Origin of the sequence: Acinetobacter seifertii (assembly GCF_016064815.1) — a bacterium.
In the GTDB taxonomy this organism is placed as follows: Bacteria; Pseudomonadota; Gammaproteobacteria; order Pseudomonadales; family Moraxellaceae; genus Acinetobacter; species Acinetobacter seifertii.
In genome coordinates this window covers 1,337,740-1,354,130 of sequence record NZ_CP065820.1, presented here as the reverse complement: position 1 = coordinate 1,354,130, position 16,391 = coordinate 1,337,740, and the positions used below count along the sequence as shown (strand labels likewise).

At 37.5% G+C, this 16,391-nt stretch carries 15 protein-coding genes and 4 tRNA genes; 5 read left to right on the top strand and 14 right to left on the bottom strand.

The features are described 5' to 3' along the window. The first annotated feature begins 49 nt into the window (after positions 1 to 49). A complete protein-coding gene (locus I8T81_RS06400; protein WP_198072385.1) occupies positions 50 to 400 on the top strand; it encodes a hypothetical protein in 351 nt (116 codons plus the stop codon). A gap of 151 nt (positions 401 to 551) precedes the next feature. Here the strand turns inward: I8T81_RS06400 and I8T81_RS06395 are convergent, their stop codons facing one another. From I8T81_RS06395 to I8T81_RS06360, 8 genes are all read right to left on the bottom strand, one after another. Continuing rightward, complete coding sequence (locus I8T81_RS06395) at positions 552 to 1,118, bottom strand: TetR/AcrR family transcriptional regulator (protein ID WP_198072384.1); 567 nt, start codon at positions 1,116 to 1,118, stop codon at positions 552 to 554. Positions 1,119 to 1,896: 778 nt separating this feature from the next. Next, complete coding sequence (locus I8T81_RS06390; RefSeq protein WP_406935405.1) at positions 1,897 to 2,175, bottom strand: hypothetical protein; 279 nt, start codon at positions 2,173 to 2,175, stop codon at positions 1,897 to 1,899. 308 nt (positions 2,176 to 2,483) lie between these two features. Further along, positions 2,484 to 2,557, bottom strand: a tRNA-Trp gene (locus I8T81_RS06385). Positions 2,558 to 2,624: 67 nt separating this feature from the next. After that, positions 2,625 to 2,709, bottom strand: a tRNA-Leu gene (locus I8T81_RS06380). Positions 2,710 to 2,736: 27 nt separating this feature from the next. Then, positions 2,737 to 2,810, bottom strand: a tRNA-Trp gene (locus I8T81_RS06375). Positions 2,811 to 2,863: 53 nt separating this feature from the next. Further along, positions 2,864 to 2,948: transfer RNA gene (locus I8T81_RS06370), tRNA-Leu, on the bottom strand. A 102-nt stretch (positions 2,949 to 3,050) separates the two neighbouring features. After that, on the bottom strand, positions 3,051 to 3,857 hold the full coding sequence (locus I8T81_RS06365; RefSeq protein ID WP_198072382.1) for a protein kinase domain-containing protein: 807 nt from the start codon (positions 3,855 to 3,857) through the stop codon (positions 3,051 to 3,053). Further along, entirely contained in the window at positions 3,844 to 5,352 is a 1,509-nt protein-coding gene (locus tag I8T81_RS06360; protein WP_004700599.1) for a DUF3336 domain-containing protein, read from the bottom strand. Before I8T81_RS06360 ends, I8T81_RS06365 begins: the two co-directional genes overlap by 14 nt. A 178-nt stretch (positions 5,353 to 5,530) precedes the next feature. Between I8T81_RS06360 and I8T81_RS06355 the strand changes: the two genes are divergently transcribed. Both I8T81_RS06355 and I8T81_RS06350 read left to right on the top strand, forming a co-directional pair. Further along, positions 5,531 to 6,412: an ATP-binding protein gene (locus I8T81_RS06355; protein ID WP_198072381.1), complete on the top strand. Its 882-nt coding sequence runs from the start codon at positions 5,531 to 5,533 to the stop codon at positions 6,410 to 6,412. Positions 6,413 to 6,515: 103 nt separating this feature from the next. Beyond that, the gene (locus tag I8T81_RS06350; protein WP_198072380.1) at positions 6,516 to 7,619 is read left to right on the top strand and encodes a DUF6670 family protein; all 1,104 of its coding nucleotides are present in this window, start codon (positions 6,516 to 6,518) and stop codon (positions 7,617 to 7,619) included. Positions 7,620 to 7,621: 2 nt separating this feature from the next. Here I8T81_RS06350 and tsaD read toward each other — a convergent pair whose 3' ends face one another. Then, a complete protein-coding gene (gene tsaD / locus I8T81_RS06345) occupies positions 7,622 to 8,632 on the bottom strand; it encodes a tRNA (adenosine(37)-N6)-threonylcarbamoyltransferase complex transferase subunit TsaD (RefSeq protein WP_005068344.1) in 1,011 nt (336 codons plus the stop codon). 145 nt (positions 8,633 to 8,777) lie between these two features. Between tsaD and rpsU the strand changes: the two genes are divergently transcribed. Further along, complete coding sequence (gene rpsU, locus I8T81_RS06340; RefSeq protein WP_001136722.1) at positions 8,778 to 8,993, top strand: 30S ribosomal protein S21; 216 nt, start codon at positions 8,778 to 8,780, stop codon at positions 8,991 to 8,993. 26 nt (positions 8,994 to 9,019) lie between these two features. Continuing rightward, positions 9,020 to 9,466, top strand: coding sequence for a GatB/YqeY domain-containing protein (locus I8T81_RS06335; RefSeq protein ID WP_004700591.1), 447 nt, complete (start codon positions 9,020 to 9,022; stop codon positions 9,464 to 9,466). Between the two features lie 101 nt (positions 9,467 to 9,567). On the opposite strand, the gene I8T81_RS06330 is transcribed toward I8T81_RS06335, so the two are convergent. The 5 genes from I8T81_RS06330 to purF all read right to left on the bottom strand — a co-directional run bounded on the left by I8T81_RS06330 (position 9,568) and on the right by purF (position 16,381). Further along, complete coding sequence (locus I8T81_RS06330) at positions 9,568 to 10,995, bottom strand: M48 family metalloprotease (protein WP_077163076.1); 1,428 nt, start codon at positions 10,993 to 10,995, stop codon at positions 9,568 to 9,570. A 145-nt stretch (positions 10,996 to 11,140) separates the two neighbouring features. Then, on the bottom strand, positions 11,141 to 12,106 hold the full coding sequence (locus tag I8T81_RS06325) for a 2-hydroxyacid dehydrogenase (RefSeq protein WP_198072379.1): 966 nt from the start codon (positions 12,104 to 12,106) through the stop codon (positions 11,141 to 11,143). Between the two features lie 11 nt (positions 12,107 to 12,117). Beyond that, the gene (locus tag I8T81_RS06320) at positions 12,118 to 12,771 is read right to left on the bottom strand and encodes a hypothetical protein (RefSeq protein ID WP_077169400.1); all 654 of its coding nucleotides are present in this window, start codon (positions 12,769 to 12,771) and stop codon (positions 12,118 to 12,120) included. Between the two features lie 100 nt (positions 12,772 to 12,871). Then, the gene (locus I8T81_RS06315) at positions 12,872 to 14,761 is read right to left on the bottom strand and encodes a M48 family metalloprotease (RefSeq protein WP_039254776.1); all 1,890 of its coding nucleotides are present in this window, start codon (positions 14,759 to 14,761) and stop codon (positions 12,872 to 12,874) included. Positions 14,762 to 14,839: 78 nt separating this feature from the next. Further along, entirely contained in the window at positions 14,840 to 16,381 is a 1,542-nt protein-coding gene (gene purF / locus I8T81_RS06310; protein ID WP_019457102.1) for an amidophosphoribosyltransferase, read from the bottom strand. Positions 16,382 to 16,391 lie beyond the last annotated feature (10 nt).

Here is a 16,391-nt window from a genome sequence, read left to right as displayed (position 1 = left end):
ATTTAACAATTTGATAAAATCACATAAATAGTTAAAAAAGTAAGTAAATATGCATTTAAATAAAAATTTATTTTACGTTCATCGCTGTGTAACAGGCTTTTATATTTTAATGTTGATCATAGCAATTTTCCTACTGGCAAATTATGGAATAAAAAAAGAAAACTTAATTTTTTCTGTTTTTGTTCTTGCCATTTATGCGGGCTTAGGTGCTTTACACTTTAGAGCTTCAAATGAAGTATCTAAAGGGACTGAATCGGGCAAAAATTTATCACAGGGTGTTGGAGTCTTATTATTGCTTGGATTCCCGATCGGTACAATTTTGGGTATTATCATTTTAGTTCTAACGACTAAAAAACGTTGGCAGTGGGGAGAACTACCAGAATATGAAAATATTGAATAAAGTTTTATTTACAATATTGTTTAAAAAAACCTCTATTATTAATTTTTTGATGACCTGAATTTATATTGATTAGCTTTAGTTTCATAAGAGACTAAAGCTAAAGTAATATCAATTCAAGCCTCACTTTATGCATATAGTTATATTTGTAATCTCAAGGATAAACCTGTCCCACCCTTAGTAAAAAGTAATCCAGTACCTTCTCTGTTTCAGCCACATTGCAGTTATCTAACAGTTGGATAATTGTGCCCTCAATCACATATAAAAAGAGTCTGGCCTCATTAAATGTTGCATCGGTTTTTAACTGTCTGAGCTGACTATAAATTTCATTGGTGAGCCACATTCTATATCTCACTGCGGTCTGAAAAGCGTTTGGATAGCTAATTTTTGTTTCAAAAATGGCCTTAAATAATATGTAATATGGCCCTTCTATATCGCTATGTAAAAAGTACAGCTTCTTAAGTTTATCTAGTGTACTTGTAGCGTGGTCATATTCGACCATTTCAATCACTTGTTCTTGAAGACGTTCTTTTTGCACGATTAAACAGATTTCAATAAAGCGCTGTTTAGAGTGAAAATAATTATAAAACGTCATTTTTGTGACTTCGGTTTCTCTCACAATTTTGTCGACGCCAACAGTGTGGAATCCACCGTGATGGAAAAGATGAATCCCTTTTTTTACAACATTTAAAGCACGTGTTGGGAAAATTAAATTTGGCATAGTTTTACCGTTATAAAATAAATTTTTGTTGTATATAAATGAGATAAAAAAATCTGTGCCCTTTCTGGGAGAAAAAAAGGCACAGCAAAACCCATAAAGACTGTGCATGGCACATCTTGAGTTTTATAGTTGCTAAGTTTTTGGTCGTGACGATTTAAAGCTTGATAAACCTAATGGCGATCAAACTCGTTAATAAACTAAGTTGTGTTGTTATAGCTTTTGGCAAAGGCTGCCAAGAAATAATGGATGTGCAAAGCCAACTCCTTTTTATTGGGAGTTCTGCCAGACATTAAAATATGGTGGCAGAACGAAAGGGGTTCGCAGACTGGCCTCAAAAAACCCAGCACACCCGAAGGTGTCCCCCTCCGTTCCGCCATAGAGGGGGCACGAGGGTATACACACTAAAAGAACAATCTTTTAATGCTTTTGAGGGACGGTCTGCGACAACCGACTGGCAATGTAGGCCAGCACGCAAAGGATAATAGTCACTCTATTTATCGTCAAGCACAAAAAGTGACAACTGTTTTAAAATAAAACAGACAAAGTATTTGATAAATCAGTGGGTTTTAAGATGAACTACAAAATCTACAGGTAAAGTCAGATGTTGTTATTTTTATAGGTTTTAAAAAAATAGTGATTTCAACAATAAAAAGATTGGACTAATTTCTATAGTAGTTAATTAGAATTAATTATAAAACCAAACCCCTTACTCTCAGTAGGCTTGAGGCTTGGTAAATTCATTTCAATAGCACCTGTTTAAAAATGCTACACAAAATAATTAATGGTTCTTTTTAGAGAATTTATGACCTTTAGGAAGTGGAGCATTACATGGTTGATCTGTCTTTACATCGACCATTTTCACCGGCCCATCATTGTAGACCGTTACTTTACAGCCTTTTACAACATATTCCTGTTCAATACCACCGTACATTTCATCCTCAGAAACAGGAGCTACAGAAGTTACAGCATCACAAGCTTCATCAGCACGACATTGACCGTTCATTCCACTAACATCCGCCCCACCCGCTTGTGCCACTTCTGCTCCAGCAGCTTCCATTGCATCAACCTCTTCAACCTGTGTCTTTGCTGCATATGTATTTGAAAGACTCATCATCAGAAAAACTGCAAGAAAGAACTTACTACTGCGATTTATTGAATTCATGTGTTATCCATAGCTTTAATATTCATCAGGATCCGGATCCCAAAAATTAGGATTTAGTTCCGCATATATAGAGTTTTCAATAACTTTACACCAACCAGTACCATTTACAAACTTACTTAAATCTAAAATCTTGAAATGATCTTTATGAATTTTTTCTTCGACTAAAATAAAAAAAGCCCCTGTTATGGGGCTTTTTTGAATCTTGGCAGAGGATCAAGGACTCGAACCTTGACGAACGGTTTTGGAGACCGTCATGCTACCATTACACCAATCCTCTATATGTACAATTAAACCCTTTAGATTTAATCATAAAAAAAGCAAGATCGTCGTCTTGCTTTTTTCAATGGTGGGGGCGAAGAGACTCGAACTCTTACACCTTGCGGCGCTGGAACCTAAATCCAGTGCGTCTACCAATTTCGCCACGCCCCCATCTGGGACATTTATTTAAAATAAATGTGGCAGAGGATCAAGGATTCGAACCTTGACGAACGGTTTTGGAGACCGTCATGCTACCATTACACCAATCCTCTTCCAAGATTTAAATGACTTAACATTCAAATCAACTTTAAGTTTTAACTTAAAGTGGTGGGGGCGAAGAGACTCGAACTCTTACACCTTGCGGCGCTGGAACCTAAATCCAGTGCGTCTACCAATTTCGCCACGCCCCCGATGGCTGTGTATATTAGCGATAAGATCTAACAGTGACAAGTGTTTTTTTTCTAAAAAAAACTGACCGTGTAAATTGTATACAGATACTAGATCAATGATTTTTATAAGTTTGAATGTACTTTTAAACAATTTATCGCTTCAAATGCATTTGAAAACCGATTTTTCTGTTGTTTTTGCAATAATCCCGCCAGTAAAGGATAAAAAACTTGAACTGAATCAGGCAACTGAATGTCTAAATTTTGACAATGCAATACAGCCCAATCATGATAACTATTTGCTTGTAAACGCATTTGGCTTAACCATTCATACAAAACAATTCCAAAAGCATATAAATCGCTTTGTATACTCTTACTTGCTCCATGGAACAGTTCAGGAGCCATATATCTTGGGGTAGCATCAACGATTGAATCAGGACTCGATATAAGCCGTGTTTTTTCAAAATCAATTAAATAGAGTTGCTGTTCAAACTTTCGAAAGTGTTCCCTTTTTATATCTCCATGAATCCAGCCCAGCTCATGAAGCGCTGTTAAAGCCTTAAGTGCGCTAAAGACTGTCTCATAAATATCTTTTAAGTTTTGCTTTGCGATGGAACGATCAAACCAGTCATCTGTATCCGGCAAAATTAATATTTTCCCTTCATGTTGTTGTAGTTGGGAAACAGTGTCGGCATCAACTATTTTAAATGGTAAAAGCCAATTTACGTTTTTATGCTGAATATCTTCATAAAATTGCAATTCATGCAAAAAATCTTGCTCATTTTGAGCATATACGTGTGGCACTTGATATTTTAGCCAGTAGTGATGGGCATCTATAGTACATGTCCATAGATGCCGTCCTAAATCTGCACTTTTAGGTTTTGTCACACTTTTTAGATTTTCTATATGAGAAGCAAAATCATGCTTCAGCATAATAAGACTCTGGTTGTTGTCTCTTTTCTTCAAAACGTAGAACTTCTAAACAATGCTGAATAGTTTTACCAATACGTGCATGAGTTTCTATAGAAGAAATTTTCGGCCAAGTCGCACGCTCACCCTCTCTTTGTAAACGCTTAAACAAATGCGGACGAGGGTTTTGCAATGTATAGGCATAATGTTTTAAGCCATATTTAGCAATAATATTGACATCGCCATAATAGCGCTGCCCTATTACCCCATACCCATGATCAAGCAATCTTCTTACAGGAGAAATAGCACCGAGTCTTTGACGGGTAAAGTCCATTACTCCCATAGACAGGACTTTACCTTGGCGTCTTAAAATTCGTTCTGGCCAACTTAAAAGATCTTTACGGAAACGGTGTGCATCATCTTGCATAAATGGCACAACATGCGGATTCACTTGGCTGGCAATGGTGTAGTTTAAATTATAAAGCCTAGCCATTCTTTCTTGTGGAAAGTCACTGCGCACACTGCCATCGACCCATTTTGTATTTGCCATATAAGGTGTATGTTCACCATCATAGCGCTTACTGGTTAAACGCACAGGGGGAAATAAAACTGGCACAGCACAAGAAGCCAATACAGCACTCCAAACCAAAACGTTGGGTGTCATAATTGCATTCATAATTCGTGGGTTTTCTGTTGCATCGTATGGTGCAACGGCCACATTAATATTTAAACCCGATTTTTTAAATGCCTCTTCAAAAGTCAAATCGCCTAAGTTTTCGATAAGGAATTTTTTCAAATAGTGAACATCCGCAATGCCCCCATTCCCTTTTATAAGTTCACGAAGCTTTCTAAAATGAAACGCATCACTAAAAAATTGCTCGCCATTTAACAAGTTTTGAACATCTTCACTGGCAGAAGTTCCTAGCATGCCTGTCATAATCGCGCCAGCACTTGAGCCGGATAGCACTTTTGGCATTAAGTCTTGTTCAATTAAAGCTTTACATACACCTGTATGAAAAAGACCTAAAGTTGCACCACCCGAAAACATAAGCGCGGGTTGTCCATATGCTTTTTCACAATTTTCAAAAAACTCGATTTTTTCTTTTCTTTGAAAGGTAATACATTCACTAGAAGCAATATAAGCCAAGCTTTGGCTGACTTCTTCAATATAATCTTCAATTAATTTTTTTGTACCTACATGCGTTGCAGCAAACAACATAGGGTGACCAATATTTGCAATATCGTAAGTTAGCCCTTCTTTTAAAAGATAAATCAAATCTAAAGTACGATGTTGCTGACGATATCTTTTCAGTAAAGTGTAACGATAAGAAATGAGCTCAGCATCAAAATAAGGTGAACTATTATCGAATTTCCACTCTTGTGCACCTGTTTCTTCATCCAGTTTTAATGCAAAAGACTTCCACTCTTCATAAGATTCAGCCATGTCTAATTGACGTTGTAATTTTTTGATACGGTAAGCCTGATGCGGATTCATATCACTTCGTATTTTTTCAAACATATTTCGTCCTCATCTTCACAGATGATTTTACTGAATAGACATGACAACACTATGCGCGGTCTGAACATTTCAATCAATTGCAAAACCGATAAACTAGATTGGCAGTATCTTTTTTGTCAGCTTGCAAATTTCGGTGTTAGTATCCTAGTAAATTACTGTTTAACATGATTGATTAACCATGGCTACCATTGATTTACCCGACAATTTAGTTCAAACCTTATCACTTGTATTAAATCAGTTACAGCAGGTTTTACCTGAACCGAAACAAGAAACTGATTTCACTGCACCAGCTTTTAGATGGGAAAACCAGCAACTTAAAGCAATTTATACACCTAAGAATATTTATCTTGATGACTTAAAAGGCATCGAACGTCAAAAAGAAAAAATCATTCAAAATACTTTGCAGTTTTTAAATGGCCTACCTGCAAATGATGTACTGCTAACGGGTTCACGTGGTACAGGCAAATCCTCTATAGTACGTGCTTTACTCACTGAGTATGCAACTCAAGGATTACGTTTAATTGAAATTGAGCGTGATGATTTAGCAGACTTACCTAAAATCCAAAAAATCATTCAAAACCGCCCTGAAAAGTATATCGTTTACTGTGATGACTTAGCTTTTAATGCTGAAGATGAAAATTATCGTAGTCTAAAAAGTGTATTAGATGGTTCATTACAATCGGGTTCAACAAATTTTATTATTTATGCGACCAGTAATCGCCGTCACTTATTACCCGAGTTCATGCATGAAAATACGCCTGTAACCAAGGTGGATGTACCTCAATATACCGAACTACACCCTCAAGAAGCGATTGAGGAAAAGATTTCTCTATCAGACCGTTTTGGCTTATGGTTATCTTTCTATCCAATGGATCAAAATTTATATTTAGAAATCGTAGAACATTATCTTGATAAAGCAAACATGCCTTTTAATGATGAAGTTCGTGCTGAGAGTTTACGTTGGTGCCAAATGCGTGGTCAGCGTTCTGGTCGTGCAGCTTATCAGTTTTCTAAGCATTGGATTGGTTTAAATGCTTTAAAAGAGTTGTCTAACAGTTAAATAAAATGTCCCACAAAGCCTTAGCTTTGGCCTGTAAACCGCTTAGCTTTGGCAGTTGTTTTTCATAACCTAAAACCAAGATCACCCTCTTTTAGGTTTATATATGAAAAAACAATTGCCAAAATTTTCTATCGCAAGCAAAACTATTGCTAAAAGTTTGTTATTCGCACAAGGCTTTTTAGACCAAGCAAAAAAATATTCAACGCTTCCTTTTACTCAATCTCATATCATTCGCCCACGTGTTGACGAAAAATATTATAGCTGGACTCATTACGGCATCTTTTTTCCCCTTTTGCCAGAACCGCATCGCTATTTAAATATTATGATTTTATTAGGCACACCTGGTGCACTTGCTTTTGATCACGATGACATTATTGTTGGCAATCCCAGAAAAACAGCGACTTTCTTTTCAAGTACAGCGGCTTTAGAGAAAGCTTTGCTTAAGGCTTATATCATTCCTAGAGATACAAAAATTAATGAAGATGGAAGCTCAATCGAACTAGGTCAGGAAATTTCAATTCAAGGAAAATTTCCTAAAATTCATATTAATGGACATTATGAAAGTCTAGATTTTGACTTTGATATTGATGTGACCTCACATGTTTCATGGTTTGTAAAAACGCCTGTTTATGATCATTTGAGTTTATTAGCCAAATTTAAAGGTTTTTTAAATTATCAAGATAAATACATTGAAAGCGAAGGACTTTGCACTTACGAATATGCTCGAGCAGTTGGCCCCCACTCATTCACAAATCAACTTATCCCTGAAAACCATAAATTACCGCTGGATTTTTTTACCTATCAAATCATCAATTTGAATGAAAATACTCAACTTCTTCTAACCAAAGCAGATATTGCGGGTCAAACAGTAACTTATACATTGCATATTAGACATCTTGATCAACCAGCTGAGATTTATACAGATGTCAGCTTTGATATTATTTCATATCAAATTGATGACTTCATTTCTCCAACGGGCAAGAAAATGCGACTTCCCAAATACTTTTCTTGGATTGCTAGAAATGATGCAAAGCAAATTATTTTAAATATTCAGGCAGAAATTGACTGCCCATTCCGCTATGGTCATGGGCAAGGTTATGCAAGTAGTTATATATTTACTGGTCATTATTTTGGCAATGAAGTGCAAGGCCGTGGTTATATCGAATATATAGATATTGAAAACCAACAAGCCTTTGCAGATAAATAATTTTATTCAGGAATAGTAAGTTCAGTCATTGGCCAACGTGGTGTAGTCGTAACAGCCAAGCCATCATGTTGGCCGGCTTTTAAACGCTGATAACCTGCAAATGCAATCATTGCACCATTATCAGTACATAAAGCAGGCTCCGCATAGTAAACCTGCGCTTTAATTTTCGCTAAAGAAGTTTCTAACTGTTCACGTAGTCGTAAATTTGCACTTACCCCACCTGCAATTACTAAACGCTTAAGCCCAGTTTGCTTTAAAGCTTTTACTGATTTTTTCACCAAGGTATCTACAATTGCTTCTTGGAATGAAGCTGCAATGTCAGCGTCACGGTTTTCGCCGTTCAATTTTTTCAATTGAACAGAAACTGCAGTTTTTAAGCCACTAAAAGAAAAATCTAGGCCTTGATGAAGCATTGGTCGTGGAAATTCAAATGCTAGCGGATCACCAGATAGCGCCAGTTTTGCGATATTTGGCCCACCCGGATATGGCAAGCTCATCATTTTCGCAACTTTATCGAAAGCTTCACCAGCAGCATCATCAATAGACTCACCTAAGAGTTCATATTGACCAATTGCATGGGCAGCCATCAATTGTGTATGACCACCTGAAACAAGCAATGCTACAAATGGAAATTCGGGTGGCTGACTTGAAAGTAATGGAGCCAACATATGCCCTTCCATATGGTGAACACCAATCGCAGGCTTATTCAAAGAAAAAGCTAAAGTTCTTCCAAACAATGCACCTGTCATTAATGCTCCCATTAAACCTGGGCCACGCGTATAAGCAACTGCATCAATCTCTTGTTTCGTTACACCACTTTGTTCAAGCAATTGATTCATTAAAGGAATAAGCTTACGAACATGGTCACGAGAAGCCAATTCTGGAACCACCCCACCATATTCAGCATGAAGTTTTATCTGGCTATAAAGAACCTGTCCCCGCAAGCCGAGTTCGCTATCATAAAGTGCCAACCCTGTTTCATCACAAGAAGTTTCTAAGCCTAAAACAATCATCAAAACTGCCTTTTATATGAGTCAAAATATTGCAATCGCTATTATAGACTTGTGATATGAGTTGTAAATGAGTAAAATACTGACCTTCACTTGTGATCCGGCGCAATGGTGTGCCTGATCTTATCCATAATCTAGAGGATTTTACATGCCACAAGTTAAGTTGAAAGAAGGCGAACCAGTTGACGTAGCTATCCGTCGTTTCAAACGTTCATGCGAAAAAGCTGGTGTTTTAGCTGACGTTCGTAAGCGCGAATTCTACGAAAAACCAACTCAAGAACGTAAGCGCAAAAAAGCTGCTGCAGTTAAACGCTACCAAAAGAAATTGGCTCGCGAATCTGTACGTACTACTCGCCTTTACTAATTAATTTGTGATTGACTGCTGAAATTATGACTACTTTAAAAGACCAAATTACTGATGCATTAAAAACTTCTATGCGTGCCAAAGATATGGCAACAGTGACGGTTTTGCGTAGTCTACAAGCAGCAATTAAGCAAATCGAAGTTGATGAGCGCATAGAGCTTGGCGACGCTCAGGTTCTTGCGGTCATTGAAAAGCAAATTAAACAACGTAAAGAATCGATCAAAGCCTTTGAAGGTGCTGGTCGTGATGATTTAGCTAGTAAAGAACAAGCCGAAGCTGAGATTATTTCCCAGTTTCTACCAGAAGCTATGACTGAGGAAGAGCTTGATTCTATCATTGAGCAAACGATTGCTGCTCAAGAAGCAACTAGCATGAAAGATATGGGTAAGGTGATGAATTCTCTACGTCCGATCATAGCCGGACGTGCCGATCCTGCTCAAGTTTCAGCAAAAATTAAAGCTAAGTTAGCTTAATTCCCTCCTCTTTCCTTATACATTCTTAGACCAAGCTTTCAGTTACTTGTCAGTTTAAGTAAATTCGTGTCTGCGAAAATTACAAGATTACTCTACACGTCCTAAATTTTCATTCGTCGTTCATCTTGCATTTGCTTTAAGCGGCTATCTATTTTAGCAGACATTGCATGATTGTCTTTTGCAAGTCGCTGTGCATGTAACATCGATTTAATTGCATTTTCTTCACTACCAGACCAAAATTGTGCTTCTGCTCGATAGCGCAACACATTCACCGCCCTTAAAGGCGACTCTTTATCTAAATTAGCGGCTTGCTGTAATAGTTGCCACCCTTGAATATCTCGGGCATTTTTATTAATAAAACGCTGAACAAGTGTCTGTACTTGTGCATATTTCCCCTGACGTAACAAAACCTCAGCCAACTTATAGCTAAACGCTTTATTTTCAGGCATGGTCATTTGCAATGGCGCAATAGAATTATAGGCCTGATCAAGTTTATTTTGCCCCAAATAAATATCTGTTTGAATTAAAGAAACAAGCGGCTTACCACTAGATTTTACTTGATCTAAGGTTGTTTGAGCTTGCGTATAATCACCTTGTTTTAAATAAAATGCAGACAACGCTAATAACCCTGCCAGATTTTTTTGTGAGGCTAAACTTTGAAGCTGATTTTCTGTAGCTTCTCCAGCAACCACCATGGTGTACCATTTTAAAATTTCAAAATCGACATCATATATTCGACTTTTAACACGAGGCATTTGATTAGCTCTTAGGCGAGCCTCACTCATACGCTCAGTCGTTAAAGGATGGGTAAGCCAAAAATCCGGCAGGAAACTTACATGGCTAGTTGCCCTATGCATCGTTTCAAAATAATCTGCCATACTTTGCGGGTTATAACCTGCGGCATACATATATTGCATTCCGATCCGATCGGCTTCACGCTCCTGATTACGGCTATAGGTAAGCTGCTTATCCAAAAGTGCAGCTTGCGTACCCAACATGACTGCCGCCCCTGCATCTCCACCCGCCTGAGCAGCCAAAGCTACGCCTGCCAGCAAACCAGCCAAACTTAAGAGTGCTTGCCCTTTAAAGGCTTCTTCTGAACGACTAAAGTGCCTTTGAGAAACGTGAGCAATTTCGTGTGCCATCACACCAGCAATCTCATCAATATTGCGAGCAGATGAAATAAGGCCAGTATTTAATGCAAATAGCCCACCTGGGACAGCAAATGCGTTAATTTGAGGGTCTTTAATTACAACTAGACCAATAGGTTGCCCAAGCTGTGTTTGACCCAAAATATTAGAGAAGACTTGAAAAAACTGATCTTCCAGCCATACATCCTGTATGACTGGCATTTGCTTATGAACTTCACGAAAAACTTTTTCACCAATAAATTTTTCTTTCTGTTGGTCAAGCAATCCTATTCCACTACCAATATTCGGAATTTCAACTTGCCCAGAAGCTGGTTTGGAATCAAAAGGATCGGCATAAGAGGCATTTGTTATAAAAGCCAAACTTAAAATAACTGGCAAAAATTTCAAAAGTTCTTCTCTATTAAAAATTAGACCAACAAAAAAGCCCATTCATACAATGCTTGAATTATCTTGCATCATATCAATAGGCTTTCACTATAACATTGAAAATAGACTATATTTGCAATGAAGTGTTATTCAATTTTTATGCAAAATTAGGGTTCACCAAATATCTTGGAGTTTTATCTTCCAGTGCTTCCACTAAGTTTTTATAAGCTAAATTTGCCATTTTTTTGCGAGTTTCAGCTGTAGCAGAACCTACATGAGGCAAGGTAACAACATTTGGTAATTTGAAAAGTGCCGAATCTTGCAAAGGCTCTTTTTCATATACATCAAGACCAGCAGCAAAAATAAGTTCATTCTGCAAAGCTTCAATAAGCGCCTGCTCATCGACCACTGAACCACGCGCAATATTGACAAAAATTGCGTGCTTTTGCATAAGTTCAAATTGAGCTTTACCCATTAAAGCTTTAGATTCAGTATTTAAATCAACTGCTGTCACTACAAAATCAGACTGTTGTAACAACTCATCCAAACTTAAATATTGAGCATTCAATGGCTCAGCCAATTCAGGCTTTTCTCGTCGATTATGGTAAACAATATTCATGTTAAAACCATAAAAACCACGACGTGCAATTGCAGCACCAATATTACCAAGCCCAATAATTCCTAGCGTCTTCCCAAAAACATCTAGTCCAAACTGCTGTGGCCCAACTGTTCTTTTCCATTCGCCTTGTTTGGTCCAATAGTCTAGAAATGGTACTTTTCTAGCTGCACTTAATAATAGAGTAAAAGCAAGATCCGCCGTAGTTTCAGTCAAAACATGTGGTGTATTTGATAACCAAATTTTCTTTTGGTTCAAATAAGCAACATCATAATTATCATAACCAACTGTCACAGATGAAATAATTTTTAGTTTTTGTGCTGGAGCAAGATTACTTTCATTGAGCAGGCGCCCCGCGCCAATCATTCCATCAGCATCTACAACTTCTCTTCTTATCTGTTCATTAATATCACCCAGTTTAGGGTTTAATACGACAACATGATAATCCTGCTGTAACCGTGACAAAATTTCTTCATCAATTTGGCTAAAAACCACAACCTTTTTCATGTATATCCCTACTACTCATTGTTATCTTGCATAAGTTGCCACAGCCTTTTTTTAAGGAGAGGCTTATCTAACATTTCTTTTAAACTAGCTAAATGAATAATATTTGTATGTTGAATATAGGCACATTTACCTAAACACAAAATCTTTTTTTCTGCCGCTACAGCATCTAAAAAACCTTGAATATATGAACCGACACCGCGTTGATCTTGATAAGCTGCTAACGGAAAAGGCCACCTTAATTCAGCATAATGTCCAACTTTGGCCTTTTGTATATTTGCCCAAAGTTGCTTTTCCTCTTTCTCTAATGCAGTTACATCAACAAAGATTACACACTTTTCAAGACAATAAGCCTGCAACTCAAATGGAGCAATTGCCTCTCGCTCAACAACTATAGGTTTTTCTACAACCACTTCAGGCTGCGGAACATCCACAATGGCTATTGAAGGCTCCTCAACCACTTTAGCAACTTCAAGCAGTTCAGGATTAGATGGTACCTGTTCAAATGCAGGAATATCTACAGCAATAGGTATATTAATTGGAATATGAGGCTCACCAACCTGATCACGCCATAAAGTATGAGCATTATTTTTTTGGCACACTTGTGTTCTAGGAATCCACACATCGATTCCTAAAGTTGCCAGTATATTTCTTTGCTGCCCAATCATGTTTAAATCAGTACCTCTAATCTACTCACATTCTAACGGGCTTCTGATTTTTTTTCAGCGTTTTCTTTAAATGATCTCTTTTCAAAACCACATATGTTTCTTAAATAATCATAACGCTATTTTTCTTCTGCATTTGCTCTACAATTTCATCTGACTCAAAACCAAATCGCCAATAGAGCAACTCAAGCACATCCAGTTCATCTTGAGTAATAATTCGGTCACTCCATAAGCACATTTCAGCAATTGCCAAAATGCTTAAACGATCACGAAGTAAAAGCCCAGCAATGTCATTTAAAATTTCAGCCAAGTCCAAAGGCTCATCCGAAATTTCATCATAAATATTCATTTCATCTGGGTTTAACAATGAACGTAAAATACGTTCACGAACTTCCAACTGGTTTGGACTATTAATTTGCTGCACATGAAGTAGTGCATCAATTAAACGCACTATTTGAGGCTTTACTTCTTCAAATGCCGTAGGTAAATGAAGTGGCATCAGGTTCAATTCATATTTAACCCGCTCTAACAACAAGGCATCAAGCAGTCCAATTTCGCCATCTTCCTGAATAATAAGTGCCAGTTTTGTCAAAAATTGACGCGCAATACTTGCAGGCATATGGCCAATATTTTTACATGCGTCGTGAAATATCTGAATATGAATACGACCATCCAAATTAAGCAAAGCATCAACAATAGAATGACTTACAGGAGCTTCTTGTGGAATAAATTCTCGATATTGACGAATCATTAAAATTGCAACCATCACCTCACGTGAACCAGTAGCAGTTTGCAATGCGCGCTGAATGAGCTCCGGCCGTTTTTTATTACGTCGAATATCATTGCTTAAAGGTTTAATCGCATCATTTAATGCAAAGCTAATTGGAGAAAGGCGCAACAAAGGCAAAGGTTGTGGTGATGACCACGGAATATAAATTTCTGTTTCAGATTCTTCTAATGAACGAAAAAGACTAAATAACGGTCTATTGCGAAGTTTCTTTAAATTTTCTAATTGTAAATCTTGCAATAGAGTTGGATTTAGTTCGTAAATACGCTCACGAATACTTGGGTGAATATTCATCCAACTTTGAGGGCTAAGTGAGTTTGCAAAACACATATGTGCAATAGATTCAGAGTAAGCACTATGAATTTGCGAACCTGAATGGTGAACATAAATACGCAATAAAGTTTGGGTGTTCGTACTATTTTTTAGCAACCGCATGGTTTTTTGGTCGTTGCGGAACGTACGACCACTTAATGTTAAATATTTAATAAAACGTGTGATTAATACACCCAAGCTTCCTGCCAGCCAGATTACACCACCAACAGCTACAAAGACTGTTTCAAATTTATGCTTATAACCAGGACTGTAACGTTTAAAACCCTGCTTGGCGAGCTTACTGCCCCATTGACTAAAGGTTGTTAAACCACTATATAAAATTTTTAATTTAGTATTTTCTACAGCTTCACCGGATAAAATCTGGTTAAACTCATGACCCAATAGACCATACAACTCTAGTTCATCTAGATTCTGCAAAGCTCCCCAAGTCAAAATAATGACAATATCGTTTGAGTGAAAACCTGCAGTTAATGCATTCACTCCTACTTCGTCAGGCAAAACATAAAGTGTTGGAATATTCAGAGAAAATGTTTGCGCCAAATGTTCTGTAATTTTTAATGCAGCATGTTCTTCCGGTGTACTCTCACCTTTTACCAAACGACGCGCTTTAAGCTGTTTAGCAAGAGAATGTCCTCCCTTACGCAAAATATAAAGCTCGGTCACTACAGACCAAACCATAATAAAAAGCAAAAGAGCAACAAAATATGGACTTAAAGCATGCCACCAAATTGGCTGGCTATAATCAAAGAAATGAACAAGTAAACCCAAAATGAGATTTAAAATAAAAATAGTTAAAAGCACAGCGACCAAACACATAGTGATGGACCATGCCATATTCTTATTTTCGATTAAATAGTGGCTTACTTCTTTCAATGTAAATAATCCCAATTACATTGTTAAGTTTCATCATAAAAGAAAAAAGCGGGAAACACCCGCTTTTTTCGGCTATTTCTATTCTTCTTTAATACCCGTCAAATCTACTGACGCTGCATCAATATTGACATCAATATAACCATCTTTTTTCTTTTTCGCAGAGTCATTACGCTTCTGCTCCAAATTATTCAGATAGTCAGCATCGATACCGCCAGTTACATAAATTCCATCAAAAACAGAGCAATCAAACTCAGTCAATGTAGGAACCTTACTTGTACGTACGGCGTTCTTCAAGTCTTCCAAATCTTGGAATACTAAACGGTCAGCACCAATAATTTCTTGGATTTCTTCTACACTGCGTTCCGAAGCGATAAGCTCAGTCTTAGCAGGCATATCGATACCATAAACGTTTGGATACATCACCTTTGGTGCTGCTGAAGCAAAGTATACTTTTTTCGCACCTGAGTCACGCGCCATTTGAATAATCTCATTACACGTAGTACCACGTACAATAGAGTCATCCACCAATAAGACGTTCTTACCTTTAAACTCTAACTCAACAGGGTTTAATTTTTGACGTACAGATTTTTTACGCTGTTGTTGACCCGGCATAATGAAGGTACGACCGATATAACGGTTTTTCATAAAGCCTTCGCGGAACTTCACACCAAGAATATTTGCAAGTTCTAGTGCAGAAGTACGGCTGGTATCTGGAATTGGGATAACCACATCAATATCATGGTCTTCACCCCAGTCACGCAAAATTTTATGCGCTAATTTTTCACCCATTTTTAAACGGGCTTTATAAACTGAAATACCATCAATAATTGCATCTGGACGAGCAAAATAAACATATTCAAAAATACATGGACGGTATTTTGGTTCTGCCGCACATTGTTTAGTGAATAATTGACCTTCTGAATCAATGAAAATTGCTTCACCTGGTGCAATATCACGCTCGATTTTAAAACCAAGTGCAGTAATCGCTACAGACTCTGATGCAATGATATATTCCATCTCACCTTGTTCAGTCTCACGCGAACCATAAATAAGTGGACGAATACCATTTGGATCACGGAAACCAACCAAACCATGACCAGTGATCATAGCTACCACGCCATAAGCACCTTGACAGCGCTCATGCACACGAGAAACTGTATGGAAAATATCTTCAGCTGTAGGGTTTAACGTTCCTTTCTTTTGCAACTCATGTGCGAAAACGTTTAAAAGAACTTCTGAGTCAGAATCAGTATTCATGTGACGTAAATCTGTTTTAAACAGGTCATCATGAATTTCTTCTGCATTGGTTAAGTTACCATTATGTGCAAGTGTAATCCCATAAGGTGAGTTCACATAAAATGGTTGAGCTTCAGCACTGCTAGCAGATCCAGCAGTTGGATAGCGTACATGGCCAATACCATAATTACCAAGTAATGCTCTCATATGACGAGTATGAAAGACATCACGCACCATACCGTTATCCTTACGAAGGAAAAGACGGCCTTCATGGCAGGTTACTATTCCAGCTGCATCTTGCCCACGATGCTGCAACATCGTTAATGCATCAAACAACATTTGGTTCACTGGCGATTTACCGGCTATACCAACAACTCCACACATAGCAACCTCG